Origin of the sequence: Micrococcus sp. KRD070 (assembly GCF_017168435.1) — a bacterium.
Taxonomy (GTDB): Bacteria; Actinomycetota; Actinomycetes; order Actinomycetales; family Micrococcaceae; genus Micrococcus; species Micrococcus luteus.
The window spans coordinates 26,739-46,561 of the sequence record NZ_JABFNH010000009.1; the positions used below are offsets into that span (position 1 = coordinate 26,739).

Sequence of the window (19,823 nt, forward strand, 5' to 3'; positions counted from 1 at the left end):
CGTGCTCATCGTGTGCACCGGCAACGTGTGCCGCTCGGCCTATGCGAGCCGCGCCCTCCAGGGACGGCTGGCGGCTCTGGTCCCCGGCCGGGTGGAGGTCGGCAGCGCCGGCTCCCAGCCGAACCAGGCACTGAGGGTGCCCCCGCCGCTCGTGCGACTCGGCGCCGAGGCCGGTGTCGCCGGCCTTGCGGACCACCGGCCCGCCGCGCTGCAGCCGTTCATGGTCGCGGAGGCGGATCTCGTGTTGGCGGCGGCTCAAGAGCACATGCGCTTCGCGCTGCGGGAGGTGCCGCAGGCCGTCGCGCGGGTGTTCACCGTGCTGGAGCTCGCAGCGCTGGTCCGCATCTTGGACGCGCGGGACGGACGGGACTGGATCCCCGCCGGTCGCGGGGTGCGTGCGTTCGCGGCGGAGGCGGCCCGCCACCGGGCCCTCGCGCGGTCGACCGCCCAGCCCCTCGACGTCGTGGACCCGTTCCGCGGGCCGGTGGAGGGGTACGCGGAGATGATCCAGATCATGGATCCCGCCCTGGAGACCATCGCGGACGCTCTGGCCCGCGCCGTGAGCCCGACCCCCTGAGCGTGGGGCTGAGCCCCCGTCGAGGACGTCCGCCCGGGGCGGGAGGCTCAGTGGAACGCCTGCTGGGCGGGCGCGAGCCCGTCCGTGACGAGCTTCTCGACGGCGTCCGCCGCGCGGTCCACGTGCAGGGGCAGGACGTCCTGCTCGGGCTTGGTGAAGGGGCGCAGCACGAAGTCGGCCACGTCCATGCGGCCCGGGGGTCGGCCGATGCCGACGCGCACGCGGGCGTAGTCCTTGGTGCCGAGCGAGGCGGTGATGGACTTCAGGCCGTTGTGGCCGCCCTCTCCCCCGCCGCGCTTGAGGCGCAGGGTGTCGAACGGGATGTCCAGCTCGTCATGGACCACCACGAGGTCCTCGGGGCCGATCCCGTAGAAGGACGCCAGCGCGGAGACGGGGCGTCCGGAGACGTTCATGTAGCCGGTGGGCTTCGCGAGCACGACGCGCGGTCCCCCGATGCCGAGGCGACCCGTGGCCACCACGGCGCCGGCCCGGTGGCGGGTGAACCCGACCCCCATGCGGGAGGCGAGCTCATCCGCCACCATCTGGCCGACGTTGTGACGGGTGCGCTCGTACTCGGGCCCGGGATTGCCGAGCCCGACGATGAGCGTGGTCCCCGTCGTCATGGCGTGATCAGTCCTCGGAGCCCTCGGACTCGCCCTCGGCGGACTCGGCGGCCTGCTCCTCCTGCACGGACTCGTCGCCGAGGTCCTGCTCGACGACCTCGCTGACGGTGGCGATGACGATGTCGTCCTCGAGCTGCAGGGTGGTGCCGGCGGGGACCTGCACGTCCGGGGCGTACACGTGGTCGCCGGCCTCGCGGCCCTCGACGGAGATGGTGACGGCCTCGGGCAGGTCGGTGGCGTCGGCCTCGACCGGCACGGTGACGTAGTCCAGCACGTAGTCGTTGCCGGGGGCGACCTCGCCCTCGACATGCACGGTGACCTCGACGATGACCTTCTCGCCGCGGCGGACCTCGATGAGGTCCAGGTGCTCCACGGTGTCCTTGATGGCGTGGCGCTGGATGTCCTTGGGCAGGACCAGGTGCTCCTCGCCGGCCTCGTTCACGACGGTGAGCAGGGCGTTGGGGTTGCGGACGGCCAGGGTGGTCTCCTGGGCCGGCAGCAGCAGGTGCACGGGATCCTGGCCGTGGCCGTAGACGACGGCGGGGATCAGGCCGGCACGGCGGGCCTGGCGGGCGGCACCCTTGCCGAAGTCGGTGCGGCGGGTGACCTTGATCTTGAGCTGGTCAGACATGATGCGTCCTCCTGTGGGGGTCTCGGCCGCGCAGCCGGGGGCGGCGCGGGATGCGGCCAGGAGGGGGCTTCAGTGCCGCAGCGGGCCAGCATGCTGACACGCGGCGGCGGCCTCGTCGATCACGGAGCGCGCGCTCCCTCGCCTGGGCAACCTGGACAGGATAGCACCGGTGATGCTCGTCGCGCTCAGCGGCCCGCTCGTCGGGACCGCTCCATGATGCGGTCCAGCTTGCGGCGGCGGGCCCGGTCCTTCGCGGGTGCGCCATGGTCCTCCTCGTCCTCCTGGGCGCTCAGCAGGAGTCCGCAGCCGAGCACGATGGCGCCGAAGATCGTGATGAATACCTCCCCCAGCTGGAGTGAGGCCACGAGGATGATGAGGGTGGCCGCTTCGACGGCGACGCGGGAGGGCGAGCGGTGCGTCCGGGCGAAAGGCCGCAGGCACAGCCAGAGGTAGGCGCCGACCACCACGATCAGGAACGGCCAGCCGCCCTCCACCAGGAGCCCCAGGTAGGAGTTGTGGAAGAACATGGACACGTTGTCCAGCTCCACGAATGCTGTGGAGAGGCCCTGGCCGAAGAAGGACGTGTCCGCCACCTTCTCCGCGGACGCCTCCTGGATCTGCTCGCGGAACCAGTCGGTGCCCGTGCGGTCGCCGAAGATCCCGAGGTCGGCCAGATTCACTTCGGCCCAGCTGACGAACCAGCCCAGGACGACCCCCAGCGCGAGACGGAGGGCCCACCCCAGGTAGGGGCTCACGAGGATCCACACGACCGCGCAGAGCAGCGCGGCCATCGAGGTCCGCGAGCCGGTGAGGAAGGTCAGGGCGAAGCCGGCGCCCAGCACGAGGAGCTTCGGACCCATGCGCTGCATGGTGGCCACCAGCAGCACGGGCAGGAGCGCATAGAAGAGGCCGGAGACGTTCTTGTCCCCCAGGAACCCGGTGAGGTAGCCGCCGTAGGTGTCCGGGGCCAGGCCCGCGTAGAAGAGGGGCACGTTGATCAGTGCTCCGGCCGTCATCCCGTAGAGGACGCCCTTGATGTCGATCCTCTCGCTGGCGATGGCGTAGATCAGCAGGATCAGGAGCGTGATCCTCGTGGCGCGACGCGTGGGGTCGAGGTCGTTGTGCACGGTCACCGCGACGAGATACGCCACCAGGGCCAGTGCGACGAGGGCCAGCACGCCGTAGTGGGAGAGGTCCCGGCGGGGCTGCCGGAATGAGGCGAGGAGCAGCAGAAGGATGGCGGAGAACTCCGCGAACGGGATCGGCAGGCCGGGAGCGGTGAACGCATCCATCACCAGGCCGATGGCCAGCACGGCCTCGAACAGCCGCGGTGAGGCCGGCGTGACCAAGGGGTTCCACGGGGAGCGGGTCCACGCGGCCTGACCGTCCGGGACGAGGCCGAGTGAGGCGTGACGCCTGGCAGGCCGGGCCTCGGGTGGCGCGACGGCCCCCATGGCGCGGGCAGCCGTCCGGTCACGGGGCGTGCTCGGGCGCATGGTGCGGAACCTTTCATGGACGCCGGGCGATACTCGGCTCAGCGTAGCGCGGTGGCGTGCCTCGTCCTCGGGCCCGGCAGACCGCACGAGGGGTCTTGGTACCGTGGACCGCGCGTGCCTCGCCCACGACGGCCCGCGCATTCCCGTCCATGACCCCCGAGGTGCTCCGTGACGATCGTCGACTTCTTCCGCCTGCTGCGCGCCAACCTCCTCCTGCTGCTGGCGGCCGCCCTCGTGGGGGGTCTGCTGGGCTGGGGCTACTCCGCGCTGCAGCCCCGGATCTACGCGTCCGAATCTCAGGGGTTCCTCGCCGCGCGGGCTGCAGATCAGAGCCTCATCACCAGCAACCTGCCCGCCGAGAGCCGGGCTCAGGCCTACGTCGCCCTGATCAACAGCGAGGCCGTGCGTGAACGCGTGGCCCAGGACACGGGGCAGGACGGCGACGGTTCGCTCTCCGCGGTGCTCGTCCCCGAGTCCAGCATGATCAAGGTGACCGCCACCTCGACGGATCCCGAGACCGCCGCGCAGCTCGCGAACAGTGCTCTGCAGGCGACGGCGGACGTGGCGGCGGACGTGGACAAGAACAGCCCGCTGGAGGTCGTGCCCCTGTCGGACGCCCGCGTGCCCTCTGCTCCCGTGAGCCCTGACACCCGGCGCAACGTCCTCGTGGGCGTCGTGGCCGGACTGGGTGCCGGGCTCGCCATCGCCGTGCTCCGTCGTCTCCTCGACGTGAAGGTGCGCAGCCGCGCCGACGTGAAGGAGATCACCGGCGCCGGTGTGATCGGAGCCGTTCCGGAGAACGCGTCCCTGACCCGCACGGGCGAGGAGGCCGTGGACCTCGACCCCCGGGCCGGCGAGGCCATCCGGGCGCTGCGCACCAACCTCAAGTTCGTCTCCGTCGACGAGCCGCCCCGCGTCGTCTCGTTCACGAGCGCGGACCCCTCCGAGGGCAAGTCGACCGTCGCATCGAACCTGGCCCGCGCCCTGGCCCTGGCCGGCGAACGGGTGCTCGTGGTGGACGCCGACCTGCGGCGGCCCCGGCAGCACGACCTCTTCCAGGTGGCGGGCGACGTGGGCCTGTCCGAGGTGCTGGCCGGTGAGGTGCAGCCGGACGACGCCCTCGCGGCCACCGGCATCCCGAACCTCACGCTGCTCCCCGCCGGCCGGACGCCCCCGAACCCGTCGGAGCTGCTGGGCTCGAAGCGCATGCGGGCCCTGCTGAAGCTGGCATCGGAGGACTTCTTCGTCATCGTCGACTCCCCTCCCCTGCTGCCCGTCACGGACGGCTCCCTCCTGGCCACGGCCGTGGACGGGACTGTGCTCGTGGTGCGTCAGGGGCGGACCCGCAAGGACCACCTGGAGGCGGCTGTGGAGAACCTCGCCGCGGTGGACGCGCATCTGCTGGGCGTCGTCATGAACGGCGTCGCGCGCTCCCAGCGCGGCGGCGGCTACTCCTATGGCTACGGGTACGAGAGCACGTACCACAAGTCCCACGAGAAGTACCTCTCGAGCGTCGGTTCGTCCGCGAAGAAGGGGCGGCGTTCACGCCGCAAGGCCCGCACGCGCAGCTGATCGCACCCACGCACGAAGCCCCCGCCGAAGTCGGCGGGGGCTTTGTCGTGCGAGACGCGGTCAGCGCCTCAGATACGTGCGCAGGCGTTCGCGCTGATCCGGGGCGGTGTAGCCGACGGCGGCCAGGGGCCCGAGGTCGAGGGCGCTGTTGGTCGGCCGCGGGGCCACGCCCTCCTTGCCGGCCATATATGCGGCGGTGGTCGTGGCGGAGACGCGCTCGGCGTCGTGGCCGGTGTCCTCGAAGACCCACCGGGCGACGTCGTGCCAGGTGACCACGTCGCCGCTGTTGGTCATGTGGAACGTGCCCGTGGGCGCGTCCGTGGTGACCAGGTGCAGCAGGGCGTCGGCGAGGTCGTCGGCGAAGGTGAGGCGGCCGTGCTGGTCCGCGACGACGGCCGGGTCGATCCCGCGCTCGGCGAGGGAGGCCATGGTGGCCACGAAGTTCTTCCCCTCCCCGATCACCCAGGAGGTGCGGACGATCCAGTGCCGCGGCACGGTGCGGACGGCGGCCTCGCCGGCGGCCTTCGACTGGCCGTAGACGCCCAGCGGCGCGAGCGGGTGGTCCACCGGGTGCTCCTGCCCCACGGGCAGGGCGCCGTCGAACACGTAGTCGGTCGAGACGTGGGCCAGGGGGACGCCGGCCTCGGTGCAGCGGCGGGCGAGCTCGGCGACGGCGGTCGCATTGACGGCCCAGGCCTGGGCCCGGCCCTCGGGCGTCTCAGCGGCGTCCACCGCGGTCATGGCGGACGCGTTGACCACGGCGCGCAGGCCGCGGAAGTGCTCCCGCGGCCAGGACACCGGATCGGTCATGTCCCACGTGTCCCGGCCGTGGGCCTCGACCGGGATCCCCGCGGCCTCGGCGCGGGCCACGAGGGCGCGGCCGAGCTGGCCGCCGGCGCCGAGCACGAGGATCGGGGCGGGCGCCATGGGGGTGACGTCCGCGAGCATCGGGTGGGCGCGGTCCTTGTCCGAGAGCTCGGCTTCCTCGAGCGGGATGGGCCAGGCGATGGCCGCCGTCGGGTCCGCGAGGTTGAGGAACGTGTACCGGCCCTGCGCGTCGGCGGACCAGTGGTCGTTCACCAGGTAGGTGTAGGCCGTGTCCGGCTCGAGCGTCTGGTAGGAGTTGCCCACCCCGCGCGGCACGAAGACGGCCTTCTCCGGGCCGAGCTCCACGGTGGCGACGGCGCCGAAGGACGGCCCTTCCCGCAGGTCCACCCAGGCGCCGAAGATCCGGCCGTGGGCAACGGCCACGTACTTGTCCCAGGGTTCGGCGTGGATGCCGCGGGTGGTGCCGACGGCGTCGTTGAAGGAGATGTTGTTCTGCACCGGGGCGAGCGAGGCCAAGCGGGGGTGCTCGGCGGCGAGGGCACGGATCTTCTCCCGCTGCCAGTTCTCCTTGAACCAGCCGCGGTTGTCCCCGTGGACGTCGAGGTCGAGGACGAGCAGGCCAGGGATGGCGGTCTCGGTGATGCGCATCAGCGGTGCCCCCTCACTGGCCCTGGGCGCGGTAGGTGGCCTCGACGGCGGCCTTGGCCGGGCGCCACCAGGCCTCGTTCTCGCGGTACCAGCGGACCGTGTCCGCCAGACCGGCGCGGATGTCCGTGAACTGCGGCTCCCAGCCGAGCTCGGTGCGCAGGGCGGTGTTGTCGATCGCGTAGCGCAGGTCGTGGCCCGGGCGGTCGGCGACGAGGTCGTAGTCGTCCGCGGGGCGGTCGAAGAGCTCGAGGAGGATCTCCACGATCTCCCTGTTGTTCCTCTCGCCGTCCGAGCCGATCAGGTACGTGCGGCCGATCTCGCCGCGTTCGAGGATGCGCAGCACGGCCGAGGAGTGGTCCTCCGTGTGGATCCAGTCCCGGACGTTGACGCCCTGGCCGTAGAGGCGGGGGCGGACGCCGTCGATCAGGTTGGTGATCTGGCGCGGGATGAACTTCTCGATGTGCTGGTACGGGCCGTAGTTGTTGGAGCAGTTGCTCAGCGTGGCCTGCACGCCGAAGGAGCGGACCCACGCGCGCACCAGGTGGTCCGAGCCGGCCTTCGAGGCCGAGTACGGGCTGGAGGGGTTGTACGGGGTGGTCTCCGTGAACTTCGCCGGGTCGTCGAGCTCGAGGTCGCCGTAGACCTCGTCCGTGGAGACGTGGTGGAAGCGCTTGCCGTGCTTGCGGGCCGCTTCCAGGAGGACGAAGGTTCCGACGATGTTCGTCTGGATGAACGGCGAGGGATCGTTCAGCGAATTGTCGTTGTGGGACTCCGCCGCGTAGTGCACGACGGCGTCCGACTCGGCGACCAGGCGGTCCACCAGGGCCGCGTCGCAGATGTCCCCCACCTCGAGAGTGACGCGACCCTCGGGCAGGCCGGCCAGGTTCTCCCGGTTGCCGGCGTAGGTGAGCTTGTCCAGGACGACGACGTCGTGGTCCGTGTGGCGGACCAGGTGGTGCACGAAGTTGGAGCCGATGAACCCGGCGCCGCCGGTGACGAGGAGGTGCATGACGTCAGGGTATCTGCGAGTGCACAACAATATGGTGACATAGGCTATGCCCAGGTCGCGCCGAACGCTCGAATCACCGACCCCATGGCCCTCCTCGGGTCAGCACTGCGGCAACCGACTCATTCAGCACTAAGGCCCTATGCATCAGAACCTCGACCCCCGGCCCAGCATCGACCGCTCGACCGTCGAGGTGCCGACAGCACTGGCCGTCGGCGCAACACTCGGCATTGTATGCAGCCTGGTCAGACTCCCCACATCTACATGGGACACTCTTTACGCGGAGGACGGAAAGGTATTCTTGCAGGCATGGGTGTCCAACCCGTCCCTTCACCTTCCCATTGACCCCTATGATGGATATCTGCATTTTTGGCCGCGTTTAATCAGCGGAATTATATCCCTCCTTCCAGTTGATACGTGGCCAACCGCCACGACAGTGGCCTTCGGATCCGTGGTCGGATTAATCGGCGGACTCAGCTTTCTAATATCCAAGAGTCTTATCACCAGCCGGATTCTCCGTCTATTGGTAATGATCATTCCCATCCTCCTCCCTTTTGCCGGAGTCGAAGCGCTTGGCAACCTCGCGAACCTGCATTGGTATTTTCTGTATCTCGGGTTCTGGATCTCATGGCACTCACCTCGAACTTATTCGGCGTCGGTGGTCTGGTCTCTGATCCTGGCGATGGCCGCAATGACCGAGATTCAGCTAGCGATCCTCGCTCCGATTATCGCGGGGCGAGCCTGGAAGGGGACCCGATACGAAAGAATCGTGTTCACAGGATGGTCTGTAGGAATAGTTGCGCAGCTCGTTGCTTTCCTGTCATCTGACACCACCCGCACAAGTCGCGGCTTAGCAGACCCCCTTTCCATGATTCGAGGGCTACTTGTGAATGTCGTCCTCGGGACACCGGTCGGAAATCAGCCGCGCGCAAACTTTCTGATCGAAATTTCCGGCTGGCTGGTCCCCGTCACGCTCGCTATCGCTATTGCCGCGCTCTTGGCGGCGTCTGCGATCAAGGACAATACTCGCAAGTGGGTGATTATTTCCGCCACTTTCACATCGATCACGACATGGGCGCTCAGCTTTCTCCTCAATAACCATCCAGGACTCGACTACATTCGTCCGCCTTTCACCTTCATAAGGTGGGGAACAGGGGCATCGCTTCTCCTATGGGTAGCTATTGTCATAGCATTAGATGTCGCCGCAAGTCATTCTGCGTCAGCCAAGAAACTTGTCCCCACCTTCACCGCGATAGCGCTCATATTGTCATCGCTTATTTCCCCGGCCACAGTCAACACTCGCCATGGCGCGCCGTCCTGGTCGCAGCAGGTCGCAAACCTGCGCCAACGATGTGAGTCACAGAATCCCAGCCGTGAGACCGTGGTCATAGACCATGCGCCGGAGGGATGGCAGATGATCCTTCCCTGCGACCGGTTGATGCCGCGCGGCTACAGTAATGGTGCGGTGAGCTCCCAATAGTCATGTCGAGTGGACCTGACCCAACATGCCGTTCTATTGAAGCGAGTAGACATTGACGGATCCTAAGATCTCAGTCATTATCCCCTGCTACCGTAGCGGACTGCCCCTCAAGGACCAGCTTGCAGCGTTGCTGAGTCAGACGGACGCGCCACCCCGGGAGATCCTGCTATGCGACAACGGGGGGAACCCCTGGCTTCACCCCTATGTCGCGTCCCTCGCTCCCCTGCCGGAGGGCGTGTTCATCCGCATCATCGACGCCGACACCCACCCCGGCGCCTCCTTTGCCCGGAATCGGGGCATCAACGAGGCCTCGGCCGACAAGTTGGCGTTCTGCGACGACGACGACCTCGTCCACCCTGACTGGTGCCGGCTCGCTTACGAGTTCCTCGACGACTTCCCCGTCGTGACCGGTGGCGTGGTGGTCAAGGAGGACACACAGCTCACCGGCAAGTCACTCGCGGAAAAACTCGAGATGCTGGTGGCAGAGACCATGCCGGTCCCCCCACGTCCTGCAGGGCGGGGGTCGATGGGGCCGGCCCTCATGGGCGGGAACTTCGCCGCCCGACGGGACGTCCTGCTGGCTGTCGGGGGGTTCGATGCGGCCCTCGTCCGCGGTGGCGAGGACAACGACCTGGCCTTCCGCCTCGACCGCGCCAGCGTGCCGATCACGGACTGCGGAGCCATGAGCATCATCTACTCCCGACCCTCCGCATGGCGTGACCGCGTCCGTACGCGGGCCCGGGCGGGACGTTCACTTGCGGAGGCCGCTTCGGCGCGGGACGCCTGGCATGCGGTGCCCGAACTGAGCTCCGCACCGACCACAGAACTGGCCCGCGCGGGCGCGGCTGCGGCCGCTATGGCCGCCGGGCTGAAGGCCCGAGACTGGCCTGGCGCGGTCGATCGCGTGGCGACGGCTTGGGGACTCGTTGACGGGTGGACGCGCCATCGAGTCCTCCGGCGGCAGGCCGAGTCACAGGTCGGTCTAGGGCTGGGTGACTCCGGGTGCCCACACCACCCGGGCACGACCGTTCTGGTGGTCGCCTACAACCACGCTCCCTACGTCATCGAGACACTGGAGAGCATTCGACGCCAGACCGTGCCTCCGGTCCGAGTCCTCATCGCCGATGACGCATCCCCGGGAGATGACACCGCCGAGGTCATCCGACAGTGGCTCGCAGACGCGCCGTCGTCGTTCGAGTTCCATCCCAATGCCATCAACATGGGGCTGAATCCGACCCTTAACCGACTGCTGGACAAAGTGGACACCGAATTCGTCACCTACATCGCAGGTGACGACACCATGCGCGAAGATCGCATCGCGGTCCACGAGAAGCTCCTGCGGGCCGCTCCAGATGATGTCGTTCTTGCCTACAGCGACGCCGCGGTGATCGACGAGAACTCTTCGGTGCTCCACCCGTCCTCGCGCGTCGAGTTTCCATGGCCGGACGAACCGCAACGCAGCGAAGACACCCTCGCCTGCCTTGTCGGTTCCAACTGGATCCCGGCTGCGTCGTTCTTCATGCGCACAGCTGTTCTTCGCGAGGAGGGCGGCTACGCTGAAGACCTCTTCTACGAGGACTTTGAGCTCCTCACCCGTCTGGCGGCGCGATATCGCTTCACCTACACGGAGGAGCCCCTCGTTGCCGTCAGGCGGCTGGCAACCTCTCTGGGCGCAGTGGGGTTCGCGCATGACAGTCCCCGTTTCGTCCGGTCCATGTTCGCGGCCTTGCGCAATGCAGAGCACGGCACGTCGGAGGAGGCCCGAGAACTTGCGCGATCACATCGGTGGGAGCTGACCAAACGGGCCGCACGTATCGGCATGCCATTCCGCGAGGTGGTGGCAATGTTCCAGGACAGCTGGCGTGGCGCAGCGACGCCGGCCCACGCGGCCGCCCACCTTGCTCGAATGATCGGGCAGCGAGTGGCCAGCTGAGGGGGCACGAGCCTCTCCAAGGCAGGCCCCAGGGTGGACAGGGCCCGCTTAGAGCGGAGCGGGGCCGATGTGTTGGAGCAAGTGGTCGGCGCGACGCTGGGTCGTCGTTTCGAAATCGTTTGTCGCTACGAGGTCGAGACCTGCCTGCCGTGCACGAAGGAGTGCCTCGGGGTCATCGATGAGAGATCGCAGAATCTCCACCATGCCGTCGATGTCTCCCCTCGGCACCGCCCAGCCCACACCATGGCGCCGCACGAGCGGGCTCAGCGTGGCGTTCGCGTAGCCGAGCACCGGTGCACCTGATCCCAGGGACTCGAAGTAGGTACAGGACGGGTCGCCCTGGAGGTGGGGCAGCAGCATGAGGTCGACGGTGTCCCGTACGTCGTTCAGCCACTCGGTGCGGTAGTCGCGGAATCCACGGAACTGGACCCAGCCTTCCGCGCGGTCCTGCAGTGTCTCGCGCATTGGCCCGGTCCCCAGAAAGGCCATCTCCACCGGCAGACCCGCCCGGCGTGCCCGATGGGCGACTTCAAGAGCGTACTCAGGGCCCTTGATCGGGTCCAGTCGACCGGAGAAGGCCATGCGAAGAGGACCCTCGCCGTCCCATGCCCGAACGGCACGCGCGGCTGCGACGTCTGCGGCGTAGATTCGATGGTCCATGAAGGCCAGCGGGGTGGCTGACTGCTTACCATAGGCCCGGAAGGCAGCAGGTCCGTTGCACTGAAGAGATCTCGCTTTCCGAGCCTGTCTGCGTAACCCGGCCTCGACACGAAGGAGTCCGACCGCTGCACGAGCGAGCGGGATTCCGGAGGACGTCGCACGGTGAATGCCGAGACGGATGCCGTAGTCCACCTCGGCCGTCAGTACTGCGGGCGTACGGGCTTCGGTCATCCCTCTCCAATGGGGTGCCAGGAGACCCAGCGTCAGGTCCAGGCCCAGGGAATCGATCTCAGCCGGGACGGGCTGAGCTTTGACGATGTCGAAACCCAGGCTGTCGACGTCTGCGGTCACGTAGGCCAGTGGGAGCGGTTCGGGGATGTCATTCACCGCAGGCGCGAGGACGATGACCCGTCCTGGCCAACTGCGAGCCAGCTCAGTCAGGCCCGAGAATCCGCGCGCCTCCATGGCAACCAGGCCACCGGAAGAGAGGATCGGACCGGGTAGCACGTATCCGAGCCGAGGGCCCGGTGTAGACGGCACATTGAGACCGAGAGACATCAGGCGCTTCCTTCCCCGTACCGGTCCCCGGGCACGGCGAGCCATTCCGGCAAGAGGAGTGCGGACTCAGAGTACGGATAGTGGCGTCCAAAGAACAGCGGCGCTACGACCCTGCGCGGTCGCTGCCCGGGGGGTCGAGAGGAGGCGAGGTAACCGCCCCAGTACGAAAATGTAGAATTAGCCAGGATCAGGTTATCCGCGCTCGAGACCTGGGCCAGGTCTTGGAACATGTCATGTGGCGAAGGCATCACCCGGACATCGCCGCCCGCAAACAGGTCCGACAGATGGGTCACGCACCAGTCGGGATCGTCGGAGACGAAGACCACCGGCGCCCCTCCCGGGGAGTCGATTTCTTCGATCGCCACCCGCACGAATTCACGAACGTCGAATCCGTAATGACGCCGGAATTCTGGGTTGCTGTAGTAGTCGCCGCGCCGCACGTTCACCACCGTGGCCCCCGGCGTGACGGTGCCCCAGCGATCGCTGAAGGCCGAACCCTGGAGGAGCATGTCCCGGCAGAACTGCTTCAGGTCCGGGTAGAGGAAATCCACATTGATCTCGTGACCCCATTCCACGGTCCGTGACTGGAAGAAGGAAACCTTGTCCTCCGTCACCGTTAGTTCGCGAAGTCGCGGGAATTCCTGGAGCCACGGTTCCATTTTGGGCTTGTACCTCACAAGCCAACTCACCCCGGTGGACCGTTGACGAGCCCACGCGGTCACCCACAGGAAGAGAAAATTCCCACCGTTCATGGGTTCATTTCCCCAGATCACGTACGGCTGACGTCGGCGGATCGGAGCCACACCGCGTGCGATGGCATCTCTGACGACTTGCTGCACAGGGTGATCATATCCGGCTTCTGCTCACACTGAGGGGATCCTGTACACCCACCGTGCGTACCCCTCAGACAGGACCCTCTGCTCCCGATAGCATCACAGCATGAAGGGCATCATCCTCGCCGGCGGCACGGGCTCCCGGCTGCATCCCATTACCCACGGCATCTCGAAGCAGCTCGTCCCCGTCTACGACAAGCCGATGATCTACTACCCGCTGTCCACCCTCATCCTCGCGGGCATCAGCGACATCCTTGTCATCACCACCCCACACGACGCGGAGCAGTTCCAGCGCCTCCTCGGCGACGGTTCCCAGTTCGGCGTCTCTCTGACCTATGTGCAGCAGCCTTCCCCAGACGGCCTTGCCCAGGCTTTCATCCTCGGTGAGGACCACATCGGCGACGAGCATGTCGCGCTCGTCCTGGGGGACAACATCTTCTACGGCCCGGGCATGGGCCAGCAGCTGCGCCGTCACACTGAGGTCGACGGCGCCACCGTGTTCGGTTACTGGGTCGCCGACCCGACGGCCTACGGCGTTGTGGAGTTCGACACCGAGGGGAAGGCCGTCTCACTGGAGGAGAAGCCGGCCCACCCCAAGTCGAACTACGCCGTCCCGGGGCTCTACTTCTACGACAACGACGTTGTCGAGATTGCCAGGAGTTTGAAGCCCTCAGCCCGCGGCGAGCTGGAGATCACGGACGTGAACCGCACCTACCTCGCGCGCGGCGCCCTGAACGTCGAAGTCCTCCCCCGCGGGACGGCGTGGCTCGACACCGGCACTTTCCACGACCTCAACGACGCGTCCAACTTCATTCGCACGGTCGAGTCCCGCCAGGGACTCAAGGTCGGTTCTCCTGAGGAAGTGGCGTGGCGCCAGGGGCTCCTTACAGATGAGCAGCTTCAGGAACGAGCCCAGCCACTGGTGAAATCCGGCTACGGCCGCTATCTGCTCGACCTGCTCAACACCGCAAGATGAGCATGGAAACCGTCGTGCGCGCACGAGGACATCACACCGACGCCGTCATCGTGACGGCCCTGATCGTGGCCCTTGTGGTCCTCCCCGCGATTGTTGCAGGCACCGCCGGTGCGCTCTGGATTCCTCACAACGACTCGTGGGCTCATTCACGGATCGCCGCTTCGTTTGCCGAGACCGGCCGGGTGCATCTCGTCGGGTTCAACCGGGCCTCGATGGTCGGGATGATGGTGCCCCTAGGTTCGCTTGCGTCCAGCGTCGTCGGCCAGCATGTGTTCGTGATGCTCTGCGGAGCCGCCATGATCGGCTTCTCTTACGGGACGGCGCGACGGGTTCTGCCGAGGGGCCGCTCGTTGCTGGTCGCGGCGTTGGTCGGAGTAGCTCCAGGCTTTGCACTGCTGTCGACGTCCTACATGACTGATGTCCCGATGATGGCGGGCATTGCGGGTGGTCTGTACTTCGGTGCCCGCTACCTCGACGGCGGCGGCGTCCTCAACCTCATCGGGAGCATGGCGTTTGGGCTGTGGGCGACCACGGTTCGAGAGCAGGGCCTGGCAGCAGTGGCGGCGGTCGCGGTGACCGCCTGGCTCGTTCGACGGGACAGACGGCGCGTCATTTTCGTCGCCTCCCTCGTCACGCTGGTCGCTATCGCCGCCTTCGAGGTCTGGCGCCGGTCACAGCCAGGTGACGATCCGCCCATGGTCGATCCCACAGTTGGAGGCGCGGTGCGGGCCCTCGCAATGGGGGTCATGACCTTGATGTTCGTGTGTTCTCCGGCGGTCCTACTCGGCGCCTCAAAGCCGCGCTCCGCCGCGGCCTGGTCTTTCGGCACGGCAGGTGCCCTCACTACGGCAGGGCTAGTTGTAAGAGGTCATGACGTTGTTGACTCGGGCCGGGGCCAACGAGGCCGGAGGGGCGTCCCCGCAGGAGGTATGAGGCCGATGGTAGTTGTAGTGGTTCACCCACACCTGCAGGGCCTCACGCCGAGCTTGCTCTGAGGAGTACGGGCGGGCGTAGAGGACCTCATCGACCATCAGCCGGTTGTAGCGTTCGACCTTCCCGTTATGGCGGGGCGTGTAGGGCCGGATCCGGTGGTGCCGGCCCCCGAGCGAGACCACCTTGGCGGTGAAGTCCACGGCCCGGTAGTTGTTCCCGTTGTCCGTGACCACCCGGTCCACGGTGATGCCGTGCGCGGCGAAGAACGCCCGCGCCCGGCAGAAGAACCCGATCGTGGTCACCGTCCGCTCATCCTCCAACGCCTCGGTGTAGGCCAGGCGGGTGAACCCGTCGATCGCCGAGTGCAGGTAGGTGTAGCCGACCCGTCGGCCAGGCCCGCGCTTGGCTGCTCGCGCGTTCTCGGAGTCCCGTCCGTGAGCACGCCAGCCGCCCCCGTCAGGGATGCGCCCGATCTTCTTCACGTCCAGGTGCACCATGTGCCCCGGGCCGCGGGCGGTGATCTTCTGGGGTCGTTGGCGCAGGTCCTCACCTGTGGGCGCGAGGTCTGGCAACCGGGAGATGCCCAGCCGGTGCAGCCACCTGCCCACCGTTCGGAGGCACACCCGGTGGCCCTCGGAGACGAGGTGGTGATGGATCCGGCGGGCCGACCACTTCTCCCTGCGACGCAGGGTCTGGATCTGGGCCACCACCTCGGGGTCGAGCTGGGCGGGAGAGCGTCGTGGCCGGCAGGAGCGGTCTTGCAGTCCTGCCTCGCCCTCGGCGCGGTAGCGGGCCACCCAGGTGGCCACCGTGGGCCGGCTCACCCGGAACTCGGCGGCGACATGGGCTTGCGGGATGCCGTCGTGCAGGTGGCGGTGGACCATCCTGAGACGGCCGGTGGGGGTCAGGGGTGCGTTAGCGTGAGTCATGAGTGGGTCTTTTCGGGCAGGTGGGTTGTTGAGGAACTTCCATCCTGCGGGAGAGGCCCGCTCGTCTCATCTCAGCCCGGCCCTCGTGCCAAGAACCTCATGACCCACAACAGCTAGTGTTCCTCCTCGGGCGGGGCGCCCTGCTGGGAAATTACCTGGCCGCCGACGGCGCCTACATGGCCATGTCCCACGGCGCACGTGACACGGTGCCGGGCTGGCTTCTCTGGTGCGCCGCAGGGCTGGCGATCCTCGCCGGCACCACGGTGGCGGCTCTGTGTGGCGATGTCGTGGCGCGTGCACGTCGTCGCCCAGGCCGTCCATGGCGACCGGCTGGTCAACCCGTCGTCCTGCTCATGGCCTCGTTCTTGCTGATCTACCTCGCGGGCATCACAGTGCAGACGTTCTCGGGCCAGGCGATGTTCGAGCGGTATCTCTACCCGCTCATCGTGCCCCTGAGTGTGCTGGTGCTTCGGGCCACACGGACCCGGGCGGCCCAGAGGGCCGCCGCCGCGACGGCCGCCCTCATCGTCGTGGCCTCCACTGCCCTGGTGACTCTTCATACGTGGTCGAGCACGGGCGTCGTGTGGCAGGCGGCGGAGGAGCTCGTGGCGGAGGGGCTGGCGCCGCAGGACGTGGACGCCGGATTCGCCTGGGTAGGGCTGCACTCGAACGTGGGCGTAGCAGAAGATCCGGCTCGATCAGACGTCGTCGGCGGGTGGGCTGCACTCTTCTCCGACTCGCGTCAGTGCGCCGTCGTGTCCATGGGAGACCCCGTGGCAGCCACGGAACCCGTTCGGACGATCACCTACACGAAGTACCTGTTCTTCGGACAGGACCGTGTGGTCATCGAGCGCCTGGACCCCTGCCGCTGACGACGGCGCGGACCAAGCGGTCGCGGACTCTCGCGCCGACCGCTTCCCAGGTCAGGCGCGCTGCGTGCTGTGATGCGCGGCGCCCCGCCTCCTTGGCCACAGCCGGGTCCGCCAGACGCAGCATGGCTTCACTGACCCCCCCTGGGTCTGACGGATCCACGACGATCCCACCGTCGCCGATCATGTCTGAGGCCCCGCCCACAGTGGTCCCGATGGAGGGAATGCCCATGCGGCCGGCCTCCGCGTACACGATGCCTGCGGGCTCGAGTCGGCTGGGCACGACGAGACACGTGGCTTCGGCGAAGAGGCGTCCCAGTCGCTGTTGCGCCGCCGGCTCTGAGATGGGCAGGAGCCCGTGCACCACGACCCCGTCAGCATCGATGTTGGGGACACCCGCGCCGACCAGGTGGAGGAGGGCGTCGGGGTACAGGTCGCGCACCTGCGCAAAGGCCTTGACCACGGCGTCGCCGCGTTTACGTTCCCAGTCGTGGCCGACGAAGAGGAACCGCGGCGAACTCCAATCCTTGTCCGTGGAAGGCTGCCCCTCTCGATTGACGCCCAGCCCCGTCACCGTGATCCACTCGCGAGGAATTCCGTAGTCGTCACTGATGGAGTCAGCGACCCAGGATGTAGCCGCGAAACAGATGCCCGCCTTCTCGTAGACGCTCTGCTGTAGGCGCCGTCGTCCGTCGACGAGAGCTGGCGGCAGGTCAGGAAACGGGCCCCACGCGTGCTCGACCGCCTGGGCGATCGTCATATCCTCGAAAGTGGCGAGTCGTCGGTGGTGAACTCGGTAGCCCGTGCCGATCTGGAGGACGGCGTCCACATGGCGGGGAACGCGGTACAGTGCAGTCAGCTCCACCAGGCGGGCGTAGGCAGCACTCTCACGGCCAAGCGTCAGCAACTCGTCGGCCGTCGGGCGAAGCCGTTGTGCCGTCACCCGAGTCCAGACTCGAGCGGCAGTGGACGGCGGGGTCAGGTCCACCGGCACCACCCGGACTCCCGCCGCCTCGAGGCCCCGGATGAGACCCGCCGGAGTGCCAGACCAAGACTGGGGGTCAGTCGGGTCCCCCGGGTATGTGACGGCTACGGTGAGTGTCACCCCGGGATCGTTGGCTCGCATGTGGCCATTACACCAGACGCCGAGGGATGCTCATCGCTGTCCCGCAATTCGCGGCAGATTCGTGAGCGCATTGCGAATTCGTTGGCTGAACTCCACTTCGGAAAACTGCTCGGCGTGCACCTGCATCGCCGCCCGGTCCCAGTCATGGGCCAGCAAACGCTCCACTCCGCCTGCCACCAGATCCACCGTCGGCTCATCCACGAATACCCCGTTGACGTCTTCCACGATGGTGTCCAGGTAGCCGCCGGCGCGCAGCGCCACGGTGGGCACGCCCCACGCGCTCGCCTCGAGCGGCGTGATGCCGAAGTCCTCGTGGCTCGCAGCGATCAGCGCCGTCGCGTGTGCGTACGCCCACCGCAGCTGCGCGTCGGTGAGGTCCTGGCCGAACACCACGTCCTCCCCCGCCATCGCACGCAGTCGGGCCTCCTCGGGGCCCTTGCCGATCACCACGAGCGGCCGCCCCGCGCGGGCCGCTGCCTCGATCGCCACGTCCACGTGCTTGTACGGCATGAGCCGCGCGACCGACAGCAGGAAGCCGTCCTCCGCCAGCCGTTCGGCGCCGGGGATCGGCTCCTGCGGGCCCTCCGTGCTCACGGAGTGCGGCGGGAACACGAGGTCCACGCCGTCGAGCCCGTAGACGTCTTCGATCCGCTTCTTCACCACCGTGGAGTTGGCCACATAGCGCGTTCGACGCCGGACGGCTGCGCGGTCCCACCTGCGCAGACCCGGGCGCAGCACGCGGGCGATCCGCCCCTTGATGCTGTTCCGACCGTCCTCGCCCAGGTAGTCGTCCAGCAGGTAGACCCAGCGCGCCGGCGTGTGGCAGTAGACGAGCGTGGCGCCGTCGTAACGGAATCCGTGCGCCCAGCCCGAGGTCGAGACGACGGCGATCGGCTCCTTCACGTGCATCAGCGAGGAGGCCAGGGGCAGCAGCGGCAGTGCCCTCCGCGGGTCCTTCCGCAGCACCCCCACCCGGTTCAGGGGCGAGGTGACGATGTGCGCGTCCTCGAACTCGGGGAACGTGCCCTCGGGGTCGTAGAACGTCGTGTAGATGGGCGCGTCCGGCCACATCCGGTGCAGGGCGAGCACCACCCGCTCTGCCCCGCCCTTCTGGGTGAGGTAGTCGTGGGCGATGGCGATCCGGCCGCGTGTCGTGTCGGTCATGGTGCTCCCCTCAGAACTGTCGGCGGGCACGCCCCGGCCGGGTGCGTCCAGTCTCCGCGGCGGCTTCGACCTGCAAGGCGATCAGTTTTCGTGCGACCGGGGCTGGCAACACGACAGCGGCACGCTCGACGACGGCGGAGCTGTACTGGATCGTGCGCTCCGTGCTCAGAGCAGCCACCGCCCGCACGGCGGCGCCCCACGGCCCGCCCGGGGCGCGGTCCCCGCCGAGTGCGTCCGCCCCGTGCTTGGCGATGAAGATCTGCCGGGCGGACCCGGAATGCAGAGCCCGGCGCGCCTTGGTGTAGGTGGTGACCGCTGCCGCGTGGTGACGGGTCTCCAACTCCGGCCGGATCTCCACCGGATACCCGGCGACGTGGAGGCGGTAGCCGAAGTCCACGTCCTCCCAGCCATAGCGGCGGTAGTCGGGGTCGTAGCCGCCGAGCTCCATGTGGAGGGCGCGGGGGACGGACACGTTGCCCGCCCAGTGCCGCCACTGCTGCTCTGCCGGAAGGGCATAGGCATGGCGACGGTGCGCTTCGTCCTGGGCATCACCGTAGACGCGCTGATAGGCGGAGTCCGGGAGGACATTGGCCGTCAATCCGATCACCCCGCCAGGCCCGCCCGCGTGCGCGGCCACGTGGTCCCGGATGTAGTGGGGTCCGGGCTCGAGATCGTCGTCCGCGCGGATGAGGATGCGGCCGGACGTCGCGTCGGCACCTGCGTTGAGCGCGGCGACCCGTCCGCGGTTCTCCCGGAAGACGGTCCAACTCAGGTCCAGGCCCGGATGTTCTGCGGCCAACTGGGCGAGCACCGCTTCCGACCCGTCCACATCCCCGTCCACGACCACGTGGACCTCGAACGGCGGGGCGTCCTCCTGCGCGGTGAGGGCGCCGATCAGGCGCGGCAACCGCTGGGCTCCGCCCCGGCTGGGGACGATCACGCTGGCCTCGGGGGTCAGGGGCGTCTCGGTCATGAGTCCTC

Annotated in this window: 17 protein-coding genes and 1 pseudogene; 7 read left to right on the plus strand and 11 right to left on the minus strand. The window is 67.9% G+C overall.

The features are described from left to right. Position 1 precedes the first annotated feature (1 nt). On the plus strand, positions 2 to 577 hold the full coding sequence (locus J1M38_RS03350; protein WP_206481458.1) for a phosphotyrosine protein phosphatase: 576 nt from the start codon (positions 2 to 4) through the stop codon (positions 575 to 577). A gap of 47 nt (positions 578 to 624) precedes the next feature. On the opposite strand, the gene pth is transcribed toward J1M38_RS03350, so the two are convergent. The 3 genes from pth to J1M38_RS03365 all read right to left on the minus strand — a co-directional run bounded on the left by pth (position 625) and on the right by J1M38_RS03365 (position 3,180). Continuing rightward, positions 625 to 1,200, minus strand: a complete 576-nt coding sequence (gene pth / locus J1M38_RS03355) for an aminoacyl-tRNA hydrolase (RefSeq protein WP_069941663.1) — start codon at positions 1,198 to 1,200, stop codon at positions 625 to 627. A gap of 7 nt (positions 1,201 to 1,207) precedes the next feature. Next, entirely contained in the window at positions 1,208 to 1,831 is a 624-nt protein-coding gene (locus J1M38_RS03360; RefSeq protein ID WP_044659564.1) for a 50S ribosomal protein L25/general stress protein Ctc, read from the minus strand. A 185-nt stretch (positions 1,832 to 2,016) separates the two neighbouring features. Further along, on the minus strand, positions 2,017 to 3,180 hold the full coding sequence (locus tag J1M38_RS03365; protein ID WP_241246437.1) for an O-antigen ligase: 1,164 nt from the start codon (positions 3,178 to 3,180) through the stop codon (positions 2,017 to 2,019). 315 nt (positions 3,181 to 3,495) lie between these two features. Between J1M38_RS03365 and J1M38_RS03370 the strand changes: the two genes are divergently transcribed. Then, positions 3,496 to 4,899: a polysaccharide biosynthesis tyrosine autokinase gene (locus J1M38_RS03370; RefSeq protein ID WP_144860018.1), complete on the plus strand. Its 1,404-nt coding sequence runs from the start codon at positions 3,496 to 3,498 to the stop codon at positions 4,897 to 4,899. A gap of 60 nt (positions 4,900 to 4,959) precedes the next feature. Here J1M38_RS03370 and J1M38_RS03375 read toward each other — a convergent pair whose 3' ends face one another. Together J1M38_RS03375 and rfbB are read right to left on the minus strand one after the other, a co-directional pair. Then, on the minus strand, positions 4,960 to 6,375 hold the full coding sequence (locus J1M38_RS03375; RefSeq protein ID WP_206481457.1) for a bifunctional dTDP-4-dehydrorhamnose 3,5-epimerase family protein/NAD(P)-dependent oxidoreductase: 1,416 nt from the start codon (positions 6,373 to 6,375) through the stop codon (positions 4,960 to 4,962). Between the two features lie 13 nt (positions 6,376 to 6,388). After that, the gene (gene rfbB / locus J1M38_RS03380; protein ID WP_206481456.1) at positions 6,389 to 7,384 is read right to left on the minus strand and encodes a dTDP-glucose 4,6-dehydratase; all 996 of its coding nucleotides are present in this window, start codon (positions 7,382 to 7,384) and stop codon (positions 6,389 to 6,391) included. Positions 7,385 to 7,523: 139 nt separating this feature from the next. Between rfbB and J1M38_RS03385 the strand changes: the two genes are divergently transcribed. Then, positions 7,524 to 8,861 carry a hypothetical protein gene (locus J1M38_RS03385; RefSeq protein WP_129867293.1) on the plus strand — a complete coding sequence of 446 codons (1,338 nt, stop codon included), beginning with the start codon at positions 7,524 to 7,526 and terminating at the stop codon, positions 8,859 to 8,861. A 52-nt stretch (positions 8,862 to 8,913) separates the two neighbouring features. Then, entirely contained in the window at positions 8,914 to 10,794 is a 1,881-nt protein-coding gene (locus J1M38_RS03390) for a glycosyltransferase family 2 protein (protein WP_206481455.1), read from the plus strand. A gap of 48 nt (positions 10,795 to 10,842) precedes the next feature. On the opposite strand, the gene J1M38_RS03395 is transcribed toward J1M38_RS03390, so the two are convergent. After that, positions 10,843 to 12,012 carry a glycosyltransferase gene (locus tag J1M38_RS03395; RefSeq protein ID WP_165381398.1) on the minus strand — a complete coding sequence of 390 codons (1,170 nt, stop codon included), beginning with the start codon at positions 12,010 to 12,012 and terminating at the stop codon, positions 10,843 to 10,845. Beyond that, positions 12,012 to 12,671 (minus strand): alpha-1,2-fucosyltransferase, encoded by a 660-nt coding sequence (locus tag J1M38_RS03400; protein ID WP_063189840.1) that lies wholly within the window; start codon positions 12,669 to 12,671, stop codon positions 12,012 to 12,014. The genes J1M38_RS03395 and J1M38_RS03400 overlap by 1 nt, the downstream gene beginning before the upstream one ends. A gap of 280 nt (positions 12,672 to 12,951) precedes the next feature. On the opposite strand from J1M38_RS03400, the gene rfbA reads away from it, so the two are divergent. Further along, a complete protein-coding gene (rfbA, locus tag J1M38_RS03405) occupies positions 12,952 to 13,821 on the plus strand; it encodes a glucose-1-phosphate thymidylyltransferase RfbA (protein WP_129867289.1) in 870 nt (289 codons plus the stop codon). A gap of 224 nt (positions 13,822 to 14,045) precedes the next feature. Then, positions 14,046 to 14,462: pseudogene (locus J1M38_RS11930) on the plus strand (glycosyltransferase family 39 protein); the annotation flags it as partial. 213 nt (positions 14,463 to 14,675) lie between these two features. Here J1M38_RS11930 and J1M38_RS03410 read toward each other — a convergent pair. Further along, positions 14,676 to 15,683, minus strand: coding sequence for an IS481 family transposase (locus tag J1M38_RS03410; protein ID WP_206481453.1), 1,008 nt, complete (start codon positions 15,681 to 15,683; stop codon positions 14,676 to 14,678). Positions 15,684 to 16,036: 353 nt separating this feature from the next. Between J1M38_RS03410 and J1M38_RS03415 the strand changes: the two genes are divergently transcribed. Next, positions 16,037 to 16,555 carry a hypothetical protein gene (locus J1M38_RS03415; RefSeq protein ID WP_129866910.1) on the plus strand — a complete coding sequence of 173 codons (519 nt, stop codon included), beginning with the start codon at positions 16,037 to 16,039 and terminating at the stop codon, positions 16,553 to 16,555. Here J1M38_RS03415 and J1M38_RS03420 read toward each other — a convergent pair. The 3 genes from J1M38_RS03420 to J1M38_RS03430 form a co-directional block, all read right to left on the minus strand. Next, the gene (locus tag J1M38_RS03420) at positions 16,527 to 17,417 is read right to left on the minus strand and encodes a glycosyltransferase family 4 protein (RefSeq protein ID WP_159832909.1); all 891 of its coding nucleotides are present in this window, start codon (positions 17,415 to 17,417) and stop codon (positions 16,527 to 16,529) included. The genes J1M38_RS03415 and J1M38_RS03420 overlap by 29 nt on opposite strands. A 291-nt stretch (positions 17,418 to 17,708) precedes the next feature. Beyond that, positions 17,709 to 18,842 carry a glycosyltransferase gene (locus J1M38_RS03425; RefSeq protein WP_206481451.1) on the minus strand — a complete coding sequence of 378 codons (1,134 nt, stop codon included), beginning with the start codon at positions 18,840 to 18,842 and terminating at the stop codon, positions 17,709 to 17,711. Between the two features lie 10 nt (positions 18,843 to 18,852). Beyond that, on the minus strand, positions 18,853 to 19,815 hold the full coding sequence (locus tag J1M38_RS03430; RefSeq protein ID WP_135019306.1) for a glycosyltransferase family 2 protein: 963 nt from the start codon (positions 19,813 to 19,815) through the stop codon (positions 18,853 to 18,855). Positions 19,816 to 19,823 lie beyond the last annotated feature (8 nt).

Bases quoted from the DNA above. Each gene is read 5' to 3' on its own strand.
- J1M38_RS03375 (WP_206481457.1), bottom strand. From the start codon at position 6,375: ATGCGCATCACCGAGACCGCCATCCCTGGCCTGCTCGTCCTCGACCTC.
- J1M38_RS03385 (WP_129867293.1), top strand. From the start codon at position 7,524: ATGCATCAGAACCTCGACCCCCGGCCCAGCATCGACCGCTCGACCGTC.
- J1M38_RS03430 (WP_135019306.1), bottom strand. From the start codon at position 19,815: ATGACCGAGACGCCCCTGACCCCCGAGGCCAGCGTGATCGTCCCCAGC.
- J1M38_RS03410 (WP_206481453.1), bottom strand. From the start codon at position 15,683: ATGACTCACGCTAACGCACCCCTGACCCCCACCGGCCGTCTCAGGATG.
- rfbB (WP_206481456.1), bottom strand. From the start codon at position 7,384: ATGCACCTCCTCGTCACCGGCGGCGCCGGGTTCATCGGCTCCAACTTC.
- J1M38_RS03395 (WP_165381398.1), bottom strand. From the start codon at position 12,012: ATGTCTCTCGGTCTCAATGTGCCGTCTACACCGGGCCCTCGGCTCGGA.
- J1M38_RS03360 (WP_044659564.1), bottom strand. From the start codon at position 1,831: ATGTCTGACCAGCTCAAGATCAAGGTCACCCGCCGCACCGACTTCGGC.
- pth (WP_069941663.1), bottom strand. From the start codon at position 1,200: ATGACGACGGGGACCACGCTCATCGTCGGGCTCGGCAATCCCGGGCCC.
- rfbA (WP_129867289.1), top strand. From the start codon at position 12,952: ATGAAGGGCATCATCCTCGCCGGCGGCACGGGCTCCCGGCTGCATCCC.
- J1M38_RS03415 (WP_129866910.1), top strand. From the start codon at position 16,037: ATGGCCTCGTTCTTGCTGATCTACCTCGCGGGCATCACAGTGCAGACG.
- J1M38_RS03400 (WP_063189840.1), bottom strand. From the start codon at position 12,671: ATGGAACCGTGGCTCCAGGAATTCCCGCGACTTCGCGAACTAACGGTG.
- J1M38_RS03425 (WP_206481451.1), bottom strand. From the start codon at position 18,842: ATGACCGACACGACACGCGGCCGGATCGCCATCGCCCACGACTACCTC.